The sequence below is a fragment of the Radiobacillus kanasensis genome (genome assembly GCF_021049245.1).
GTDB classification, from domain to species: domain Bacteria; phylum Bacillota; class Bacilli; order Bacillales; family Amphibacillaceae; genus Radiobacillus; species Radiobacillus kanasensis.
In genome coordinates this window covers 3,316,256-3,337,725 of sequence record NZ_CP088020.1, presented here as the reverse complement: position 1 = coordinate 3,337,725, position 21,470 = coordinate 3,316,256, and the positions used below count along the sequence as shown (strand labels likewise).

Genomic DNA, 21,470 nt, shown 5'->3' with positions numbered 1-21,470 from the left:
GGTTTTAAAAGTGTATATTCTGATTGGTGCGGGTGGACATTCAAAAGTAGTGGTAGATATATTGATTGCACAAAACAAATCTATAATTGGATTTGTTGATGATAACGCTGAGGATTCCTTTTTGAATTATCCTATATTAGGTAAAATTGAAGATATGGACAGGATAAATAAGGCACATCCTTCAGCCAAATACTTAATTACAATTGGCAATAATGAGTTACGCGAAAAAATACTTAAAAACTTATATCCATTTAATATAAGTTTTGGGGAAGCCATCCATCCATCTGCACAATTAGGTTCTAATGTTCAAGTAGGAGTTGGGACCGTAATTATGCCGAGTGTAGTTGTAAATCATTCTTCTAAAATAGGAAATCATGCGATTTTAAATACGGGTTCTACAGTAGATCATGATTGTGATATTGGAGATTATGTACATATTTCCCCGGGTGTTCATCTTGCGGGGAATGTGAAAATCAGGATGGGAACACACATTGGTATTGGAAGTAATGTCATCCAAGGCATTGTGATTGGTGAAAGAACAGTAGTAGGTGGAGGTTCTGTAGTTATAAGAAATATCGATGACCATGTGGTAGCAGTCGGTGTTCCTGTTAAAATAATTAAAAAGAGGCTGATTTAAGATGACAGAAAGAATATTATTATCTCCCCCACATATGAGTGGAAATGAACAAAAGTATATTAATCACGCTTTTGAAACGAACTGGATTGCACCATTAGGTCCAAACGTAGATGCGTTTGAGAAACAAGTTGCTGAATATGTAGGAGTTAAAAGTGCTGCAGCTGTGAGTTCAGGTACGGCTGGTATTCACCTTGCGTTACAACTATTAGGTATTAAACAGGGAGATATAGTTTTTTGCTCAAGCTTGACATTTGTTGCAAGCGCTAATCCTATATTATATGCAGGTGCAACACCCGTATTTATAGATTCAAATCCTGAAACGTGGAATATGTCTCCAAATGCACTTGAAAGAGCTCTGGAAGAAGCGAAAGCTAATAACTCACTCCCAAAAGCCATAGTTGTTGTAAACTTATACGGACAAAGTGCAGATATGGATCGGATTATGGAGTTATGCGACATTTATAATGTACCTATGATCGAAGATGCGGCTGAATCACTTGGTGCAAAATATAATGGTAGAAGAAGTGGTTCGTTTGGTAAAATAAGTATCTTTTCGTTTAACGGAAATAAAATCATCACTACTTCTGGAGGTGGTATGATAGTTTCTGACGATGAAGAGCTTATGAACAAAGCTCGTTTTTTAGCAACACAAGCAAGAGACGAAGCACCCCACTATCAACATAGCACCACCGGATATAATTATCGTTTAAGTAATATCTTAGCTGGAGTTGGTAGAGCTCAGTTAGAAGTGTTAGATGAAAGAGTCGCAAGAAGAAGAGAAATCTTTGATAAATACAGTCGATCTTTATCCCATCTACCTGGAGTAGAGTTTATGCCAGAGCCCGAGGGATACTTTTCAACAAGGTGGTTAACGACGTTAGTTATTAATCCAAAAGAAGCAATTGCTGATTCAAAAACTGTTTTAGATGAATTAAACAAACACAACATCGAGGGTAGACCGGTGTGGAAACCGTTACATTTGCAACCCCTATTTGATGGAGTTAAATATTATAAACATTCCGACATAAGTGTTTCTGATTTCTTATTTGAAAATGGAGTTTGTTTACCATCTGGTTCAAGCATGACAGAAGAACAACAAGATAAAGTGATTAATACACTAAATACAGTGCTAAAAAATAAAGTGTGCTAGTCACACTTTATTTTTTAATAAAGGAGTAATTTATAATGAATGTTTTTATAATTGAATCTCCACTACAATTGTTAAATTCTCTAGAAGCAAAATACTATTATAAATTAGAAAGTGCAGAGTGCGATTTATTAGTATTAAATGGAGATAATCCAAATTCTGTTAAACAAATAGTTAAAATGGTTAATCGGTCAGATTGGAACTCGATAAAAATTATTGGGTTCGGTAATGGGAAAATTAGCTGGATCACAAGAATGATAAAACTCAAAAAAGAGTATAAGACATATAAAGATCCCGATTTAGTTTTTATCGGTGACTATAGATCTGATTTGATGAGAGATTTTGTGAATAAAGTTAATCCAAGACAAACTGTGTTAATAGATGATGGTACTGTTTCGTTGAGAATACATAGAGTGCTTACATCTGAAAATGAAAGGCGAAAATTTTTGAATGGCGATAGTAAGGATCGTTTGAAAAAACTAATTAAGTCTATGGTTTATCTTGGAAATGTTCCCATTCAGAAACATGTGGATAATTTAGTTCTCTTCACTGTCTACGATTTACCAAGTAGTGAAAACTTACTGGTTACTAAAAATAATTACCTTTATATGAAATCAATTAGTTCAGAAAGGGAAAAACTACAGGAAGTTTGGCTTTTAGGAAGTCCATTAGTTGAAAAAGGAATTTTAGAGAGTGCTGAGGTCTATATAGATTGTTTAAGTAAGATAAAAAAACATTACTCTGAAGTTAAGAAAATAGTGTATGTTCCACATAGAGCAGAAAATGAAGAATGGATTAAAGTATATGATAAACTCGGATTTGAAATATTAAGACCAGATGCCTCTATTGAACTTTATTTAATGATAAAAAAGGAAATTCCTAATGTAGTCGCTTCTTTTTATTCATCGGCTTTAGGAAATATCTATAACATTTTTGGAGAGCAAATACAGATAGACTCCTTTATAATTCCTAAGGAGCAACTACCTGAAAAAAGTAAAGCAGAAATTATTAATATTTATGACTACTATTCACGGTTAGTTAACACAATTCCATTGTAACATAGAGTTTAAAAGGGTAAAGATAAAATAATCTAGGGTGATAAAAATTGAAGCTATCCATAATAGTTCCATGCTATGAAGAAGAAAAGGTACTTAAGAAATTCTATAATATAACGACTGAAATTTTGACACAAAACAATTACAATTATGAAATTATCTTTGTAAATGATGGGAGTAAGGATAACACCAAAAATATTATTAAAGATCTTTCAAGTAATGATAAAAAGGTGAAGTTTGCTTCGTTTAGTAGAAACTTTGGAAAAGAAGCTGCTATGCTCGCTGGATTAACTTTTGCTTCAGGGGATGCATACATCATTATGGATGCAGATTTACAACATCCACCATCCCTGATTCCTGAAATGGTTAAGGGGTATAAGGAAGGATTCGATCAAGTAATTGCAAGAAGAACCAGAAAAGGAGAATCAGTAAGTAGATCATCGGTATCAAAATTATATTATAGGCTGATTAATAAATTTGTTGATGTAGAGTTAACTGATGGTATCGGAGACTTTCGATTATTAAGTAAACGCGCAGCAAACGCTATTGTAAAAATGCAGGAATATAACAGATTTTCTAAAGGGCTATTTTCATGGATTGGATTCGAGGAGAAAGTAATTGAATACGATAATATTATCCGTGGTGAAGGGGAAAGTAAATGGACTTTTTCTAAACTACTCAGCTACGGTATTGACGGGATAATATCTTTTAATAATAAGCCTTTGCGAGTAACAATATATTTGGGATTCTTTGTTACCCTACTGGCTGTTCTATATGTCATATTCTCCTTCTTTCAGAAAGTAATATATGGAATTGATGTTCCAGGTTATTTTACTACTATTTCTTCTGTATTAATTTTAGGAGGAATACAGCTTATATCTCTTGGAGTAATAGGAGAGTATATTGGGAGAATCTACTATGAAACTAAAAGACGCCCTCACTTTATTATTGAGGACCAAAGTATAGAAAGGGAATAAGGTGCTTTTCATGAATTATTTATTCTCATCACAAATAGTCAGATTCATCATAGTGGGGTTTATTAATACATTCAATTATTATGTATTATATTTGCTCCTTTTTAACTTGGTACATTTTCATTACATGATTTCACATATTCTTGCATTTTTAATAAGCATGGTGGGTTCTTTTTTTATGAATTCATTGTTTACGTATAAAACAAAGCCCACCTTCAAGAAATTTTTTCAGTTCCCATTAACATATGTAGTAAATATTAGCGTTTCTTCTTTAGCTGTATTTATTCTAGTGGATTTGATGAAATTTGATGAAAATATTTCACCGTTATTAGCGTCAGTAATTGCCATACCATTTACCTTCTTATTATCGAAGAAAATTTTAACAAAGTAATTAGATGTAAGACGTTCATTAAGTGAGGTACTCAAATGTTCAATTTAAGGTCTGGGTTAGAAACTATCAAAAATAGTAACATTATAATTTATTTGCTTTGTTTTATTATACCTATGTTAGTATTTGGCATCGTTTTGATTTGTTTCAATATTTATCCTTTTGGATCAAAATCTTTTCTTATAAAGGATATGTTTGGACAGTATATTGAATTTTATAATTATTTTTATGATGTTTTAACCACTTCGGATAGTTTGTTTTATAGTTGGAAAGCAAGTCTAGGGATGAACTTTTTTGGTGTGTATGGTTATTATCTCTCTAGTATTTTTTCTCCATTAATCATTTTATTCGAAAGAGAAAGTATTCCTGAATCGATCGTATTAATGACTTTGTTAAAAGTAGGATCTGCTGGATTAACCTCCTCCATATATTTGAAAAAAGTAATTGGAATAAACAGTTATGGTCAGATTATTTTTTCAGTGAGCTATGCTTTAATGGCCTATTCTATAGTTTATGCACAAAATATTATGTGGTTAGATGGTGTTGTCCTTTTACCAGTAATCTTACTGGGAGTTGAATACTTAATAAAAAGTAATAAAGTATTGTTTCTATCTTTTTTTCTGGCTTTAATGTTTGTTTCCAATTTTTATATATCATATATGGTCGGGATTTTTAGTTTTATGTATTTTTGGGCAAGATTAATTATTGAAAACAAAAATATTACTTTAAAGGAAATCATAAAAAAGGTAAGCTTATTTTTGGGTTCGACAGTATTAGGGATCTGTCTGTCATTTATTAATACCCTTCCGGTGGTTTTTGCTTTAGTAAATGCAAGTAGTTCACCAACTCAGTTACTAATGGATGTTAAGCCATTATTTAGTATATTGGATTTTATGAGTAAATTTTATAATGGCGCGTATGATTCCCTTCTATCAACAGGTTTGCCAAATATATATATAGGTATCTTCCCAACATTGCTACTTCCAGTCTATTTTACGATGAAGGAGATAACTAAGAGAGAAAAGATAACTTTCGGCATCCTACTATTAGTAGTATTTTTAAGTTTTGAAATTCCTATAATTAACAGTGCGTGGCATGGTTTTGACTCACCTAATATGTTCCCATTTAGGTATTCATTTTTATTTTCTTTTCTAATGATATTAATATCATCTAAAGTTTTTATGGAGATGTGCAGTGGATCGCGTGTTAAAAGCAGGTTTCTTATTCTTCAAGCGGTTACTATGGTAACAATACTTTTTATTTTTAGAGAAAGAACATTCCATATGGTAAGTATTATAACTAATCTAACTTTAATCGTTAGCTTATTAAGCTTATTATATTTATCCCTTATTAGAAGGAAAGATGTAGTAGCAAAATTTTTGTTAATACTTATTATTGTAGTAGATTTAGGGTTAAATGCTTTTGTGCTATTATCTAATATAGAAAGCGATTATAAAATTCCGTCAAGATCGGAATATCATGACTCTAACTACCGTAAAGTAATTCAAAAAATTGAAGATGTTGATCCAGTATTCTACCGAATAGAAACAGACATACCACGAAGCTTTAATTCTCCATTTCGTTTAGATTATAAGGGTCTAAGGCATTTTAGTTCTATGACAAATTCTAATATGGTTGATGCAATGAATAAACTAGGATATACTACGTTTTCACAAAAATGGACTTCCCCAATCGGCGGGACCTTAGTAACAGACTCTATTTTAGGTATTAAATATTTTATTGGACTTGATAATGTTGAGAAGCATGGATATGACAAATATTTGCAAATTGATACATTAGAAGTGCAAAAGAACAAAAACTATTTACCGATAGGATTCATGGTGAATGACAATTTCAAGGAATTAAAAATGGAGAATAATAATCCTTTTAAACTCCAAAATAACATAATAAATAAGATGTTAGGTGTTCGATCGGGACAGAATGGAGTATTCAAATCACTGAAGCCGGTTTCTATTTCCTACAAGAATGTGACTTTAAATCAACAAAATGGAGAGTATCGATTAATAAAAAAAAGCGAGAAAAAAGTAGGAGAGGTATCTTACAAATTTGATATTAGAGGAATGAAGGAATTATATGCTTTAATTCGGCCATCCGTATTTGGAGAATCAAAGGTATTTGTTAATGGAAAACTAATTGATAACTATCCTACAACATATAATAATAACATTATTGATTTGGGAGGTTATAAAGAAGAAATTGTAACAGTTGATTTTGTCTTTCATGAGCCAGAGCTTTTAATTTATAGAGATTTATTTTATGAGCTTGATATTCATAAATTGAATCGACAGCTGGGTATGTTAAAAGATAATCGGCTTAATCTAACAAAGTGGTCTGGTAATACAATTGAAGGAAATATTGATGTAAAGAAAAGTGGAGAATTATTTTTATCAATACCTTATGACAAAGGGTGGACAGTATTTGTAAATAACAAAAAAGTAACTCCAAACCAAGTTATGGGTGCATTTGTATCTATAGACCTTTCGAAAGGTAATAATCATGTTAAGATGCAATATACATCTCCTGGATTTATTTGGGGTATGCTTACATCAATTATTAGTTTGATAATATTTTTTTATATTTTCCTTAGAGAGAAGGGCATTCATGTACTTTTCCATAGAAAATTATAATAATAATTAATTTTTCTTGTTGTAGTCAGGAAGAAGAGAGGTTGTGAATGGTGAAAAAAAAATCTACCACCTTACTAATAACTATTATATTCTTTTACTTTGTTTCGTATGGAATCACTTTATTTAATGACAGTGTTTTTTGGGACGATGTTGGTGTGGTAGGGATGGATAGTGAGACTATACTCGAATGGCACAATATGGCAGGTATGCCTTATATCGGATGGTTAATTGTTGCTTTAAGCAATCTTGGAGCTGTCGGCTATCGAATACTGTCTTTTTTTGTTTTTCTACTTTGTAGTGTATTCGTTTATTTGATTTTAAATAATCACAAAGAGTTATTTAATAAATGGGATCGATTTTATATAGTAGCTATTTTTTCTGTTTTTCCAGTCTTCACGGAAAGACTATTGGTGATAATTGGATGGTACACAATTCCTTATTTGTTATTTTTCTTGGGATGGTATCTATTAACGGAGTACTATAGGAAAAAGCAAAAAATATATAGGATCCTATCACTTTTAGTATTTTTCTTATCGTTTGCCCATAATTCTTTATTGTTTTTTTATGGTATCGTATTAATTGATATTATTTATTACGAGAGAGAGAAATTAACTAATATAAAAACATACTTGAAATTACTATACAAGTATTTAGATTTTTTAATCATTCCGATAGTTGCGAGGTTCATTCAAACACAATTTGATTCTTATGGGTTATATAAAGGATATAATGAAATCACAATTGATTCGTTATTTAAAGGCATAGGATACTCTATACATTCTCTTAATGATTCTTTTTTAAATGTAATTATACAAGTCGCAACACCAATGAATGGAATTTATATGTATGGTGTTGTTTGGATAATAACGATTGTGATAAGTTTAATCATACTAAAAAAACACAATGATGAACAAACAAATAAAAGTGTTTTATTGTTTATATATGGAATCCTTACTATCTTTGCGGCTGTTTTTCCGTATTGTGCAGTTGGAAAGATACCTCAACATATTGGCATGTACGGAAGGTGGCAGTTATTAATTCCGTTGGGGGCAAGTATTACTATATATTATGGTATAAAATTAATAGCGAGCATTATAAGGATAAATATAAAGGTTCAGACCCTTATTTTAACCTATCTTATAACGGGGTTTTCATTCTTGAATTTATCCTTCTTTCTAGAATATCAGCTGGATCACTATAAACAATTGGCTCTCATTTATGAAATGAAAAATAATAAAAATGTAGCTAATAACAATACCTTTATTGTAGTTGACAATGCAACAGAATTAAATGCTAAAAATAGGACATACAAGTTTTATGAATTTAACTATATATTAAAACAAGCATATGGAAATCCGGATAAGTTAGCTATTAGACCTGAAGATACCATAAATAAATTTAAGGATTTCAAGGAATTTCATAATTATCATTTTTATGAATATGAATTTGAGGAAAGACCAGAATATATGATTTCAATAGATGCTAGACAGACCAATTACTCTCATCTAGATATATTAAAATTACTCTATTACGAGAAATTCGATCAGAAGAAATTTAACTCTAAAATACAAAATTTATTAGAATTACATGTTAAAAAGTTATAATTAACCAAAAGATAGTAGGATGTAATTTCCTACTATCTTTTTTGGTTATCTTTAGAATATTTACAAATAAATAAGACTTTTTTAGGGGTTTTAAAATAATGAATGATAGTTTAATATAATAAATAGTATTTTGTAGATTATTGTAAAATGATACAGGGGGGTTAATTATGAAAAAAATAATAGTGTTTTTTTCTGTGCTATTTGTATTTCTAGTATTTACAAACTCAGAAAAAGTGTCGGCAGCAAGCCCTGGTCTTATCTCAGTAAAGCTCTATAACCATATTGGAAATAAAAGCAGTATTGACTTTGAAGTTTCTGGAACATATAAAATAACAGGCTTGAATTATGCGTTAAAAGAAGGAAGGATATACACAGTAAAAATTCAAAGTGGTGATGTTATTCTTATGGATGGTTCTACTACCATTACTAAGTCAACATCAGGTATTAACATTTATCCAACCCTGTACAGTGATAGTAGCTTTGTTACCGTTCATGATTCAGTAAGACAGGGTAAAATTTTGTCTTATTATGGAGAAATGAATTTTAAAAAAGAAGGAAGCTATGTACGTCCTTACAACAAATTATTTATCGAGGACTACTTAAAGGGCGTAGTTGGTTTTGAAATGTATCCAAGTTGGGATATTGAAGCACTTAAAGCACAAACTTTGGCAGCACGAACCCATGCTTTGCCTTTTGTCGATTCATCAACTAAAACTATTATAGATTCGCAGAATGATCAAGTATATGCTGGTATAGTAACTGGTTCTACTTATCAAAATGTTATTAAAGCCGTTGAATCAACAAGAGGTCAAATTATAAATTATAATGGTAACCCGATTTCAGCGGTTTACTCATCCTCAAACGGTGGCAAGATTATTTCAAATGAGAATTATGGATGGAGTAATGATGAATACCATCCCTATCTAACTACTAAACTAGATCCGTACGATAGTTTTAGTGGTAATTCATATAACAATTGGAGTTTTTATCTAGCAGAAACACAAATTGACGTATCTACTAAGGACCTTAAAAGACCTCAGGATTGGTGGAGTTCAGTTAGTGAAGCTGATTCAAGTTTCATAAACAATTTAAAATCAAATTTATACACTAATGGCATTAGTAAAGATTATGAACTGAAAATCACAAAAATATTCGGCTTAGACCTTATTAACAACACAATGCAATCAGATATTGTTTATAAAGGAAATATTGAAATACAATATATGTTGAGAAACAAGGTAACTGGAGAGTATCGAAAAAATTCTTCAAACGATATAGCACGTTTTCAAAATATTTTTACGTTCAATATGACTACTTTTAGGTCTATGTTTGGTTGGGCCAAAATGAAGAGTATCAATATTAATAGTGTTACAGATACGGGGAGTCAATATAAAATAGAGGGAAGTGGTTTTGGGCACGCGGTTGGAATGAGTCAACATGGAGCACAAAATATGGCTCAAAACCATGGAAAGAATTATCGAGATATTCTTGGCTTTTATTATCAAGGTACAACAATCAATTTAACAGGAAAAATTCCAGCTGAAGCATCGGTTAGCAGTATTACAACGGATTTATCTTCCCCGCAAAACGCTAAAGATACGATTAGGGTCACTGCAAATGCTAGTGGCGGTTCTCAATTAATCTATCAATTTTGGGTTGGATATCAAGGAGAATGGAAGCTGATTCAAAACTACTCTGGGAAAAGTTATGTTGATTGGACACCAGATACTAGTGGTAATTACACCTTGAATGTTCATGTGAAAGATAAATATTCATCGAAAGATTATGATGATTACATTACGAAAGAGTTCGTCATTAATGAGCCGATTAAAGTAGATGGATTATCAACGTCAAAAACTAGTCCACAAGAGTTGGGCCAAACAATTAATATCAGTGCATCAGCAAGTGGTAGCACTTCACTAGAATATAAATTCTGGGCACAAAACATTGATACAAACCAATGGATATTACTCAATGACTATAGTTCTAGCTCCACAATAAGTTGGCTACCTAGTGAATCAGGTAACTATAAGCTAGTAGTGCATGTGAGAGAAGTAGGTTCAACAAAAAGTTATGATGCCTATCGAACTCTGGATTATAAAATATCAGAGCCACCAAGAGTCAATATAAGTGAAATAACGGTGGACAAGGTTAGTCCGCAAGTAACAGGAAGCAATATAAATGTAACCGCAGTGGCCACTGGTGAAACAACATTAGAGTATAAGTTCTGGGCAGAAAACACGAGTACTGGTAAATGGACATTAATTAGAAATTATGGAAGTAGTGCTACAGCTAATTGGACACCAAACGTAGCAGGTGACTATAAATTAGTAGTACATGCGAGAGAAGTTGGATCTTCCAAAAGCTATGATGCCTATCGGACACTAAATTATAAAATATCAGAGCCGCCAAAAATCAATGTAAGTAATCTAACGGTGGACAAAGCTAGTCCGCAAGAAGCAGGAACCAATATAAATGTAAGTGCAGAAGCAAGCGGAGGAACTAGCTTGGAGTATAAATTCTGGGCGGAAAATACGGATACAGGAAAATGGACACTCATACGAAATTACGGAAGCAGTGCAACTACTAGTTGGACACCAAGTGAAGCGGCAAACTACAAGCTGGTAGTGCATGTTAGGAATGTAGGTTCAACCAAGAGCTATGAAGCATACCAAACTTTATCCTATGTAATTTCTCAACCAGGAAAAATAACAATAAATAAAGTTACAACTGATAAGAGCAGTCCACAAGTTACAGGAACTAGTATAAATGTAAGTGCAGAAGCAAGCGGAGGAACTAGCTTGGAGTATAAATTCTGGGCGGAAAATACGGATACAGGAAAATGGACACTCATACGAAATTATGGAAGCAGTGCAACTACTAGTTGGACACCAAGTGAAGCGGCAAACTACAAGCTAGTAGTGCATGTTAGGAATGTAGGTTCAACCAAGAGCTATGAAGCATACCAAACTTTAACCTATGTAATTTCTCAGCCAGGAAAAGTAACAGTAAATAAAGTTACGGCTGATAAGAGTAGTCCACAAGTGATAGGAACTAGTATAAATGTAAGTGCAGAAGCAAGCGGAGGAACTAGCTTGGAGTATAAATTCTGGGTAGAAAACACTGAGACAGGTGAATGGACATTGATACGTGATTATGGAGCCAGTTCTTCAACTAACTGGCTTCCAAATCAAGTTGGAACTTATAAGTTGGTTGTTCATGTAAGAGATATAAATTCAACTAGAAGTTATGACAGCTACAATACTTTAATGTTCGAGATTAAAGAATAGAAGCGGTCTTAAAGATTGCTTCTTTTCAATTGGGGAGGAAATAGATTGAAGCTATTAAGTAAAATAATTTGTTCATTTGCCTTACTTTTTGGTGTTGGAAGCTTGTTTAACACACAAGTACATGCTGAATCTATGAAAATAGTGATTGATCCTGGACATGGGGGAAGTGATCCGGGGGCGGTAAATAATGGTTTAAGAGAAAAAGATTTAACTTTACAATTATCGAAGAGAATAGAAAAATATCTAAGCCCATATGCGGATGTAACATTAACTAGAGAAACTGATAAATATCTTTCACTAGAACAACGAGCAAATTTCGCAAATTCTTTGGATGCAGATCTTTTTTTTAGCATACACTTCGATTCAAGTGTAAATCCTTATGCTAATGGAATTAGTACTCATTATAGCTCTTATAGAGCTAATTTAGATCAATCTGGTTATTACGTTGTCCACAACGGTGGAATATATGATTATGTGGATGAGAGGAAAATAAATGGGTCCACCTATATTTATTACACGGATAGAGGGGTAACAAAAAGAGCGAGTATTAATGACTGTATGGTTTATGATTCTACTCCAGGTCAAGCAGCTACTGATAGTAAAGAACTTTCTTTAGAATTAGCGAATTCCTTAGCTAGTTTAGGATTCAATAAAATGTACACTTCAACAGGAACAAAGGATCATAATCTTTATGTTACTCGTCATACTAATATGGCTTCAGTTCTAATAGAGAATGGTTTTACTTCAAATGTTACAGAAGCTAATAAAGTATCTAGTCCGTCATTTCAAGACAAAATGGCTAAAAAGATTGCTGACACTGTTATTAATCATTATGGATTAGGTAAACCAGTTATTACGACCTACACTGTTGACAAGGCAAGTCCACAAGTGGAAGGAACAAGAGTAATATTGTATGCAAGAGCAAGTAATGGGGATAATTTACAATATAAGTTTTGGCAGCATAATCTAGATACAGATGAATGGAAATTACTGCAAGATTATAGTGCAGATACTAATATTGGTTGGACTCCGGACAAATCTGGAAATTACGAGCTGGTTGTGCATGTTCGTGAAGGAAGTTCTACGAACAGTTATGATACGTATAAGGTGATGCAATATCAAGTAAAACCAAAGCCAGTATCAATTCAGAGCTATACTAGTGATTTACCAAGTCCCCAAGCAAAAGAAACTAGAGTAATAATAAATGCCAATGCAATCAACGGGGAAGAGTTACAATATAAATTCTGGCAACACAATATGGATACAGACGAATGGAAGTTACTTCAAGATTACAGCACAGATACAAACATAGGATGGACCCCGGACAGAGCAGGTAAGTACCAATTAGTTGTTCATGTTAAAGAAGCTGCATCTTCTAGAAGCTACGACACATATAAAGTGATGGATTACCTTGTGAAAAATAGTTTAGTAGAGATACAGCAATTCACGTCAGATAAACCAAGTCCACAACTTGAAGGGACACAGGTTATTGTAAATGCAAAAGCAGTTAATGGTGAAGGTTTATTATACAAGTTCTGGGAACAAAACCTTACTACAGGTGAATGGAAGCTTTTACAAGATTACAGCGTTGATACAAATATAACTTGGACGTCATCAAAAGCTGACAAATATAAAATTGTAGTGCATGTAAAAGAAAGTGACTCTGTTAATAGCTATGACACGTATAAAGCAATAAACTATGTCTTAGAACCAAATCCATTAACAATTTCAAGTGTTAATGTGGATAAACCAAGTCCGCAACCGTATGCAACGGATATCCAGATAAGTGCTACAAGTAATATTTCTGAAACAGCAAATTATAAGTTCTGGTTATTCAACAAAAAAACTAATCAATGGTCCCTTTTACAGGACTATGGTCCAGATAGTAATGTAATATGGTCACCTGTAGAACCAGGCGAGTATAAACTTGTTGTTCATGCAAAGAATGAGGGGTCATTAAAAAGCTACGATGATTACCAATATATCAATTATACGGTCAAGAAAATTATAGTAGACCAGTTTAATGCAGATAAAGTGAGCCCACAACCTATAGGAACAAGTGTTATTGTAAATGCATCTGCTAGAGGCTCAGAGAGTATAGAATATAAGTTTTGGGAATATAATTACGGAACTAAGAAATGGAGACTCTTGCAGAATTATAATGCAGATACCAACGTTGAGTGGTTACCTTCTGCATCTGGGAAATATAAGTTGGTCGTTCATATTAAGGAAAGTACATCACAGGCATCATACGACACCTATGAGTACATGAATTTTAATATAAATTAACCCTCTATAGATATAAAACACCTCAATTGGTAGATAAATCTTTCAATTGAGGTGAATTACTTTTTTATCGCTAAAGGGAGTAACATATTGGTATCAAGGTATCTTTGTTGATGTTGTTAACCTATTGAGAATTTAGTTAGATATTAAATTTATGTGTACTTTTCGAAATATTTAGTTCTTTTGAAAAATAACTTATAATCTTGAATTAAAGTGTAAATAATGTCATTATGATTGATATAATAACTGTAGTATTATTGATATCTAAGATTTCATAAACTTGAATCTTAGAAAATGGAGGCTTAATAATGGAAGAACGTAATCAAGTAAAGAATTTTCTGTTCACTTTGTGGAAAGGAAAGTTATTAATAGTTCTAATCACGTTATTTTTTCTAGCTCTAGGCTTTGTTTTTAACAAATTTATCTTAAACGATACATATAGAGCTACAACAAAGATTGAATTAGGTAGTTATGAAGAACTTGTTCAAGATTTAGACCCACAAATTACACGATTATTTTCTTCAAACGGAATTATAGAAGTAATGAATTCAGATGAAGTCTTGGAGAGTGTAATTAATGAAATGAATCTTAATAGCTCTCTAGACGAGCTAAAAGCGATGATTAGCTTTCAAGTATCAAGTGCAGATAACGGTATCTTAATTAATAAAACTGGTTCCAATGAACAATTAAACAAAGAAGTGATTCAAAGTATAGTTTCCAATACAGATAAAGAATTATCCTTACTATTGAAGGAACAAACAGATGATAGAGCAAGCTATTATAATGAGAAGATGGACGAAGAGATAAGTAAAGTACGCCAAGCTATAAGTGATTTAAAGAAAGTGAATGTGAAGTTGCCTTCCGTTTTGGTAGTTGAAAACTTGTTCGGTCCAAACAAAATTATTGATATAAATGAGGAAATTACAGATACCATTGATGGACTTACTCCAGAGGAAATGGTCAATGTAGTTCAAACTAGTTCCGAGATACAGAATTCTGTGAAAAATTACAATGATTATCTTGCACAATATGAGGAGATCAGTTCAATTAGTAAAGATAATGAAAATATATTTAATGAATTATCTATTGAGCAATTAGATTCTGATACAGAGTCAGTTAAAACCGGTCCAAATGAATCATTTAATTATTTTGCAGCACTAATGCTGGGACTTTTACTAAGTATTTTCCTTGTACTATTTTTGGATTATTACAAAAAGATAATTAGAGACTAGAGTGGAATTTATATCCCACTCTAGTGTCAAAAAAATTTAAATTGGAATTTAGATTGAATTTTTATTATAATAACGTAGTACTTAAACTTGATAAACTAACAATATTATAGATTAAAAGCAAAGATGTGCTTTTAGGAGGTCAAAAATGATATTTGTAGCAGGTTTAGCTTGCTTTATTTTGTCATTGATTATAACACCTTTTGTGAAAAAAGTTGCACTTAGGATTGGTGCTACAGATAAGCCAAGCCAACGCAAGGTTCATGTTAAGCTTATGCCGCGGCTAGGTGGGCTTGCAATATTTAGCAGCTTTATAATAGGGTTTGTGTTATTCTCTGAGAAAAATTTCAATTGGATTCCAATTATTATAGGCTTATTCATCATTACACTGCTAGGTGTTTTAGATGACAAATTTGAACTCCCAGCAAAGATAAAATTTGGAGTTCAATTATTGGTAGCTATAATAACAGTAATTGGTGGGATTCAGATTGAATTTATTACTATACCGTTTTTAGATCGTATTGAATTTGGCTATTTAAGTATTCCAATAACAATTCTTTGGATTGTTGGAGTCACTAATGCTATTAATCTAATTGATGGCTTAGATGGGCTTGCTGCAGGGGTATCCTCAATAGCTTTATTAACTATATCAGGCATGGCCATATCCCTTGGAAATACTTTCGTTGCGTTATTGGGGATAATGTTGTTAAGTAGTACTCTAGGCTTCCTGGTATATAATTTTTACCCAGCAAAAATTTTTATGGGAGACACGGGTTCTTTATTGTTGGGGTACATGATTAGTGTACTATCACTAATGGGCTTATATAAAAATGTAACGTTCTTCTCATTATTAATACCTGTTATAATTCTTGGAGTACCGCTTCTAGATACATTTTTTGCAATTATAAGGAGAATTATTCAAAGAAAACCACTTTCAGCGCCAGATAAATTGCACCTCCACCACTGTTTATTAGGTCTAGGGTATAGTCACAGACAAACGGTATTACTTATATATGCTATAAGTGGATTGTTCAGTGTAGCTGCAATTATCTTCTCTAGGACAACAATGTGGGGTTCAACAATCACAATAGTAGTATTGTTAATTTTGACTGAGTTAATAGTTGAGTCTACTGGTTTAATAGATAAGAATTATAGACCATTACTAAAATTACTCCAAGAGGAAAAACTTAAAATTAATAAATAAATTCTTTTATATGACACCTCCCTATCACTTCCAAACCATTATTGAAGTGAAAGGAGGTGTTTTTGCTATGGCAGTCGCACAAAAAGTAGACTCCGGTCTACAGCTTGTATTTGAGGATGGGGTGAATCCAGAAACGGGTGAAACAATCTTAAGAAGAAAATCATTCAACAATGTAAAAACAACAGCAACTGCAGATCAACTTTTCGCCATTGCTAGCGCACTTGTACCATTACAACAAAAGACGTTAAACTCCATTCAGCAAAAAGATGACCTATTGATTACGGAATCGTAAATTCTAGGTCAAGGTTGAAAAGTGGGAGGTGAAAAGGATGAAGAAATTAGAACTCAAATTCTTTAACACGGAAGGGAAGACTGTGACAATTTCTCTAGATGCTCCAGTTGAACCTGCTGACCCAGCAGCCGTAAACACAGCGATGGATACCATCATTGCTCAGAACGCACTTTATTCTTCCGGTGGAGACCTTGTAGAGAAGAAAGAGGCGCGTATTGTAGAACGTAACGTATTTGATATTGAGATCTAATGCATGAAGGGAGTGATTTTTTCACTCCCTTTTTATAGAGGGGAGGCAAAATGGTGGGAGAGACATGGTTGTCCTTTATTAAGGATGTTGGTTTTCCAATCGCTGTGACCTTTTACTTAATGCATCGAATTGAAGGGAAACTAAACATTCTCATAGAATCTATCATTTCTTTACCAGATAAGCTAAAATAACGATAAGGAGTCATTTTTGGCTCCTTATCGTTATTTTTTCCCAAGTGGTTACATATTCTATTAGTTTATGATATTATATTTTTATCGTGAAAATTTTACAATTTATTTACAACAGCCATACAGCAAATATAACTATAGAATGATATAATGCATCGATCATTATATGTTGGAGGATATGCAATGAAAACGGTAGCAAGTGAAAAGGATCAATTAAAAGATCTTTTAATGAGTGTTTATGAAAAAGGAACAAATGGAGCTACATTAAAAGAAGTCATGACAGACTTAGAAAAAGCACTTTTAAAAATGACTACTAAATGAGCAGGATTTTCTGCTCTTTTTTTCGCATCTAAAACCAGCCCTTCCTTTTAAACCAAATAAACATCAGCACTGCAATAACACCCATCAAACCCAGTACGATAAAATATCCATAATCCCACATCAACTCAGGCATACGCTGAAAATTCATCCCATAGATCCCAGCAATAAATGTTAATGGTGCGAAAATAGACGTAATCACCGTTAATACTTGAATAACTTGATTCTGCTGATGAGAGTTAATGGAAATATAATTATCACGTATGTCGTTCGCGATTTCGCGATTTGAGCTTACCATTTCAGATAGCTTCAATAAATGGTCGTAAATATCGACAAAATATTCACGCCGATCTAAAACTAAGGAAAGATGGTGAGAGTTTAACATTCGATACAACAAATCTCTTACAGGGTTAATCGTATGTCTTAAGGCTAGTAACTGGTGCCGAATATCAAACAGACGATCCAACAACTCATCCATTGGCTTTTCTTCATCATTCTCCTCTATCTCATTTAAAGCATCCTCTAATTCATAAACGATAGGGAAATAATTATCAACGATTTTATCTAGAATTTCATAAAAACAACGATACTCATCCCATTTTTCTAAATTTTCAAGAGAAAGGACTCGATTCCAAACTGCATTTACTTCTTTCGCATCTTGATGATGAAAGGAAACAATGTAATCTTTTCCGATAAAGAAGTTTATTTCATTTCGACCTAGGTCCTCTTTCATGATTGCGTGGGTTACATAAAAGGTATAACTGTCATAATAATCAAGCTTCGGTCGTTGCAAGCTATGTATGCAGTCTTCAATGGCAAGTGGATGGAATCGAAGGGCTTTATCTAACTCTCTTATTTCGTGTTCTTCTGGCTGATTAAAGTCTATCCAAAACCATTTATAATCCATCTCCTTAAGCTGTTCAATGGTAATCCCAGATATTGTTTTGTTCTCTTTTGTAATGGCAATGACCTGTATCATATGATATTCTCCTCTGAATAAGTTCCTATCCTTACTCTTTCCCTTAAATGCTAACATTCAATCGCCCTATTCAAATAAGCCTAACCTCCTCGTCGAGGAAGCTAGGCTATATGAAAGAAGGCTTTGTGGCTTACACTTGAGGCTCGAAGGTTTGGCAATCCGTTTCTTCTTGCTTGGACGCCTCTTTCCCTCTATGGCTTACAACATAAATAGCTTCTGCGGCACACTTGTTGCCATTTGCCCAGTATTTACAGTTGCTTACTTCACATAGTACATCTTGAGCCATGGTTAGCACACCTCCTATAACAATAGATTGCCGCGTAATCGTTGTTATCATGCATAAGGAAGAGGAATATTTCATGGAAAAAAGGGTATAGGGTGAGTAGAAACTAACTTTAATTACAAAATCATCCAACGAATTTGTCTGAATGATTATGCTATAATCAGTTTATCTATATAAAAATCGGGAATATCCGACAACAGGAGAGGAACACAATGTCATCGATTGTGGATTACCTAAAGCAACACCAAACAGAAATCGAGGAGACGTTATTACATCTTGTAGAAGCAGAATCTCCGTCGAAAAATAAAGAACTATCGGACCAATGTGGTTTGGTTTTAAAGGATGAGTTCAAGCGACTCGTTCACGGAAAAATTGAAATGATTAAGAAGGAAAAAGTGGGAAATCAATATAAATTCACCTTCGGAAATGAAGAAGCACAGGATCAAATACTAATCATTGGCCATTATGACACGGTTTGGGACAAGGGTGCTATTCCAATAAGGAAAGAAAAAGGGAAGCTTTATGGTCCAGGTGTGTTTGATATGAAGGGTGGTCTTACGATTACCTTGTGGGCGTTGAAAGCTTTAAAGGAATTAGGTCATATTGGAAATAGAAAAGTTGTATTTCTTGCGACCTCTGATGAAGAAATTGGAAGTCAACACTCCCGTGATTTAATCGAAGAGGAAGCACAGAAAAGCTCCATTGTTTTCGTTCCAGAATGTAGTATTGCCAAATCAGGAGCAGTAAAAACAGCAAGAAAAGGTATCGGTATATTTAAACTAAAGATTAAGGGGAAATCTTCTCATGCTGGAATCAACCCTTGGGATGGGGCCAGTGCTATTGAGGAGCTTGCACTGCAGATTACGGACTTGAAAAATTTAGATGACTGTGAACAGGGAATTTCCATAAATATTGGGAAAATCAAAGGTGGAACGAGACGTAATGTTGTTGCGGCATATGCAGAAGCGGAAGTCGATGTTCGTTTTGATACAGAAGAGCAGGCAAAGGCTCTTGAACAAGCAATTCTGGATCGACCTACTTTTGTAGAAGGAACGTCAGTAACGGTAGAAGGACGAATTAATCGTTTTCCATTGGAGCGTACGGAAGAAGTAGAAGAGTTATATCAACAGCTAAAGGAAATTGCTGCAAGTCACGGCTATAATCTGGAAGAGGGTGCATCCGGTGGCGGAAGTGACGGGAACTTAACAGCTGCCTTAGAGGTTCCAACTATTGATGGACTAGGTCCTAAGGGAGACGGAGCTCATGCTGAGAATGAACATATTATTCTTGGGAACCTACCTTATCGTGCTGCATTGTTGGCGGAGGCAATTAAAAGAAATATGTAAAAGCCATGGATAATTCCATGGTTTTTAATTTGTAACTACAAAAATTATTGTTGACAAATAGTGTAAGTTAAACTAATATAAAAATGTAAACGATTACAAAAAGGTTCGCATCACTAGTTTATCATTTTAGAAACCACTTCAAGATTTATCTTCTGAAATACATCTCAAAAGTAATTCTTATCCTTACCTACAACAAAATCTCGCAGTCTATAATAGAAGAAACAACATCTTTGAACAAAAAAATAATACGACATTATTGGGTATTTAATGTCGTATATTTTACCTCTGAAATGTAATCGTTTACATTAAAATGAAGGGGTGGAATGAAATGAAACGTTTGTTATTTTTACTTCTCGCAATTGTTTTGGTTTTTGGATTAATCGGATGTTCAAACTCATCAAGCGGAAGTTCTGGTGATGGGGATGACAAGGTTGTATTAGGCCTTGCAATGCCTTCCGCGGATCATGGATGGCTGGGGGCATTAATTCAAAATGCTGAAGATCAAGCGAAGGCTCTAGTGGAAGATGGGACAATTGATGACTATGTGTTTACAACTGCTGCGGATCCAACGACACAAGCAAATAATGTGGATGACTTACTTACACAGGAAGTGGACGCGATTGTTATGCTTCCCATTGAATCAGAGGCGTTATCTCCAGTTGGGACAAAAATTAAGGAAGCAGGGATTCCTCTTGTAATTGTGGATCGTGAACTAACAAATGACACAGCTACAGTTCTAGTTAAAGGGGATAACAAAGGAATTGGTGCCAACGCAGGTAAGTATTTTGTGGAACATCTTGGCGGTAGTGGAAAGATTGTTGAGATCACAGGATCCCCAAGCTCTGTAACGACACTACGGAGTGAAGGGTTTTATGAGTCTATAGAAGGTTCAGATATTGAAATCATCTCGACTCAATCAGGGGACTTCCAAACGGAGGCTTCTTTAAAGGTAATGGAAAACATTTTACAAGCTAACCCAGAAATTGATGCTGTGTACACACATGATGATGAGATGGCCCTAGGTGTCATACAAGCTATAAATGAGGCTAATCGCACAGATATTCAATTTGTTACAGGTGCAGGTGGTCATAAAGAAGCATATGAAATAATCCAAGACGGTGGTTTATTAAAAGCTACTTTTCTGTATTCACCTCTAATGGTCAAAGATGGGGTAAAGGTTGGGGCTAAGCTTGCTAATGGTGAGGAGCCGGAGGAAGAAGAGGTTGTTCTTGAAGCAACTCAAATTACGGAAGAAAATGTGGCAGACCATTATAATCCAGATGCAAATTATTAGAACAAACAAATGGGGAAAGGAAAACATAGCCTTCCCCCATTCCCCTAAGGAAGGAGTA

Annotated in this window: 19 protein-coding genes; 17 read left to right on the top strand and 2 right to left on the bottom strand. The window is 33.6% G+C overall.

Annotated elements, in window-relative coordinates:
• Positions 1 to 10: 10 nt before the first annotated feature.
• The 15 genes from KO561_RS17075 to KO561_RS17005 all read left to right on the top strand — a co-directional run bounded on the left by KO561_RS17075 (position 11) and on the right by KO561_RS17005 (position 17,513).
• Positions 11 to 637, top strand: a complete 627-nt coding sequence (locus KO561_RS17075; RefSeq protein WP_231094530.1) for an acetyltransferase — start codon at positions 11 to 13, stop codon at positions 635 to 637.
• A gap of 1 nt (position 638) precedes the next feature.
• The gene (locus tag KO561_RS17070) at positions 639 to 1,787 is read left to right on the top strand and encodes a DegT/DnrJ/EryC1/StrS family aminotransferase (protein ID WP_231094529.1); all 1,149 of its coding nucleotides are present in this window, start codon (positions 639 to 641) and stop codon (positions 1,785 to 1,787) included.
• Between the two features lie 35 nt (positions 1,788 to 1,822).
• Positions 1,823 to 2,842 carry a glycosyltransferase family 52 gene (locus tag KO561_RS17065; RefSeq protein ID WP_231094528.1) on the top strand — a complete coding sequence of 340 codons (1,020 nt, stop codon included), beginning with the start codon at positions 1,823 to 1,825 and terminating at the stop codon, positions 2,840 to 2,842.
• 47 nt (positions 2,843 to 2,889) lie between these two features.
• On the top strand, positions 2,890 to 3,816 hold the full coding sequence (locus KO561_RS20640; protein ID WP_231094527.1) for a glycosyltransferase family 2 protein: 927 nt from the start codon (positions 2,890 to 2,892) through the stop codon (positions 3,814 to 3,816).
• A 10-nt stretch (positions 3,817 to 3,826) separates the two neighbouring features.
• Complete coding sequence (locus tag KO561_RS17055; protein WP_231094526.1) at positions 3,827 to 4,204, top strand: GtrA family protein; 378 nt, start codon at positions 3,827 to 3,829, stop codon at positions 4,202 to 4,204.
• 35 nt (positions 4,205 to 4,239) lie between these two features.
• A complete protein-coding gene (locus KO561_RS17050) occupies positions 4,240 to 6,849 on the top strand; it encodes a YfhO family protein (RefSeq protein WP_231094525.1) in 2,610 nt (869 codons plus the stop codon).
• 47 nt (positions 6,850 to 6,896) lie between these two features.
• On the top strand, positions 6,897 to 8,453 hold the full coding sequence (locus KO561_RS17045; RefSeq protein WP_231094524.1) for a hypothetical protein: 1,557 nt from the start codon (positions 6,897 to 6,899) through the stop codon (positions 8,451 to 8,453).
• Between the two features lie 167 nt (positions 8,454 to 8,620).
• Positions 8,621 to 11,743, top strand: coding sequence for a SpoIID/LytB domain-containing protein (locus tag KO561_RS17040; RefSeq protein WP_231094523.1), 3,123 nt, complete (start codon positions 8,621 to 8,623; stop codon positions 11,741 to 11,743).
• A 45-nt stretch (positions 11,744 to 11,788) separates the two neighbouring features.
• Positions 11,789 to 14,032: an N-acetylmuramoyl-L-alanine amidase gene (locus KO561_RS17035; RefSeq protein ID WP_231094522.1), complete on the top strand. Its 2,244-nt coding sequence runs from the start codon at positions 11,789 to 11,791 to the stop codon at positions 14,030 to 14,032.
• A 305-nt stretch (positions 14,033 to 14,337) separates the two neighbouring features.
• Positions 14,338 to 15,261 (top strand): Wzz/FepE/Etk N-terminal domain-containing protein, encoded by a 924-nt coding sequence (locus tag KO561_RS17030; RefSeq protein WP_231094521.1) that lies wholly within the window; start codon positions 14,338 to 14,340, stop codon positions 15,259 to 15,261.
• A 145-nt stretch (positions 15,262 to 15,406) separates the two neighbouring features.
• Positions 15,407 to 16,462, top strand: a complete 1,056-nt coding sequence (locus tag KO561_RS17025) for a glycosyltransferase family 4 protein (RefSeq protein ID WP_231094520.1) — start codon at positions 15,407 to 15,409, stop codon at positions 16,460 to 16,462.
• A 67-nt stretch (positions 16,463 to 16,529) separates the two neighbouring features.
• A complete protein-coding gene (locus KO561_RS17020) occupies positions 16,530 to 16,754 on the top strand; it encodes a DUF1659 domain-containing protein (RefSeq protein ID WP_231094519.1) in 225 nt (74 codons plus the stop codon).
• 37 nt (positions 16,755 to 16,791) lie between these two features.
• Positions 16,792 to 17,004: a DUF2922 domain-containing protein gene (locus tag KO561_RS17015; protein WP_231094518.1), complete on the top strand. Its 213-nt coding sequence runs from the start codon at positions 16,792 to 16,794 to the stop codon at positions 17,002 to 17,004.
• 53 nt (positions 17,005 to 17,057) lie between these two features.
• Complete coding sequence (locus KO561_RS17010) at positions 17,058 to 17,195, top strand: YvrJ family protein (RefSeq protein ID WP_231094517.1); 138 nt, start codon at positions 17,058 to 17,060, stop codon at positions 17,193 to 17,195.
• A gap of 180 nt (positions 17,196 to 17,375) precedes the next feature.
• On the top strand, positions 17,376 to 17,513 hold the full coding sequence (locus KO561_RS17005; protein WP_231094516.1) for a hypothetical protein: 138 nt from the start codon (positions 17,376 to 17,378) through the stop codon (positions 17,511 to 17,513).
• A 28-nt stretch (positions 17,514 to 17,541) separates the two neighbouring features.
• Here KO561_RS17005 and corA read toward each other — a convergent pair whose 3' ends face one another.
• Together corA and KO561_RS16995 are read right to left on the bottom strand one after the other, a co-directional pair.
• Positions 17,542 to 18,489: a magnesium/cobalt transporter CorA gene (gene corA / locus KO561_RS17000; protein WP_231094515.1), complete on the bottom strand. Its 948-nt coding sequence runs from the start codon at positions 18,487 to 18,489 to the stop codon at positions 17,542 to 17,544.
• Between the two features lie 130 nt (positions 18,490 to 18,619).
• On the bottom strand, positions 18,620 to 18,775 hold the full coding sequence (locus tag KO561_RS16995) for a DUF1540 domain-containing protein (protein ID WP_231094514.1): 156 nt from the start codon (positions 18,773 to 18,775) through the stop codon (positions 18,620 to 18,622).
• 209 nt (positions 18,776 to 18,984) lie between these two features.
• Here KO561_RS16995 and KO561_RS16990 point away from each other — a divergent pair, with 209 nt between their 5' ends.
• Together KO561_RS16990 and KO561_RS16985 are read left to right on the top strand one after the other, a co-directional pair.
• Positions 18,985 to 20,118, top strand: coding sequence for a M20 family metallopeptidase (locus KO561_RS16990; protein ID WP_231094513.1), 1,134 nt, complete (start codon positions 18,985 to 18,987; stop codon positions 20,116 to 20,118).
• Between the two features lie 328 nt (positions 20,119 to 20,446).
• Positions 20,447 to 21,412 (top strand): substrate-binding domain-containing protein, encoded by a 966-nt coding sequence (locus tag KO561_RS16985; RefSeq protein ID WP_231094512.1) that lies wholly within the window; start codon positions 20,447 to 20,449, stop codon positions 21,410 to 21,412.
• The last annotated feature ends 58 nt before the right edge of the window (positions 21,413 to 21,470 follow it).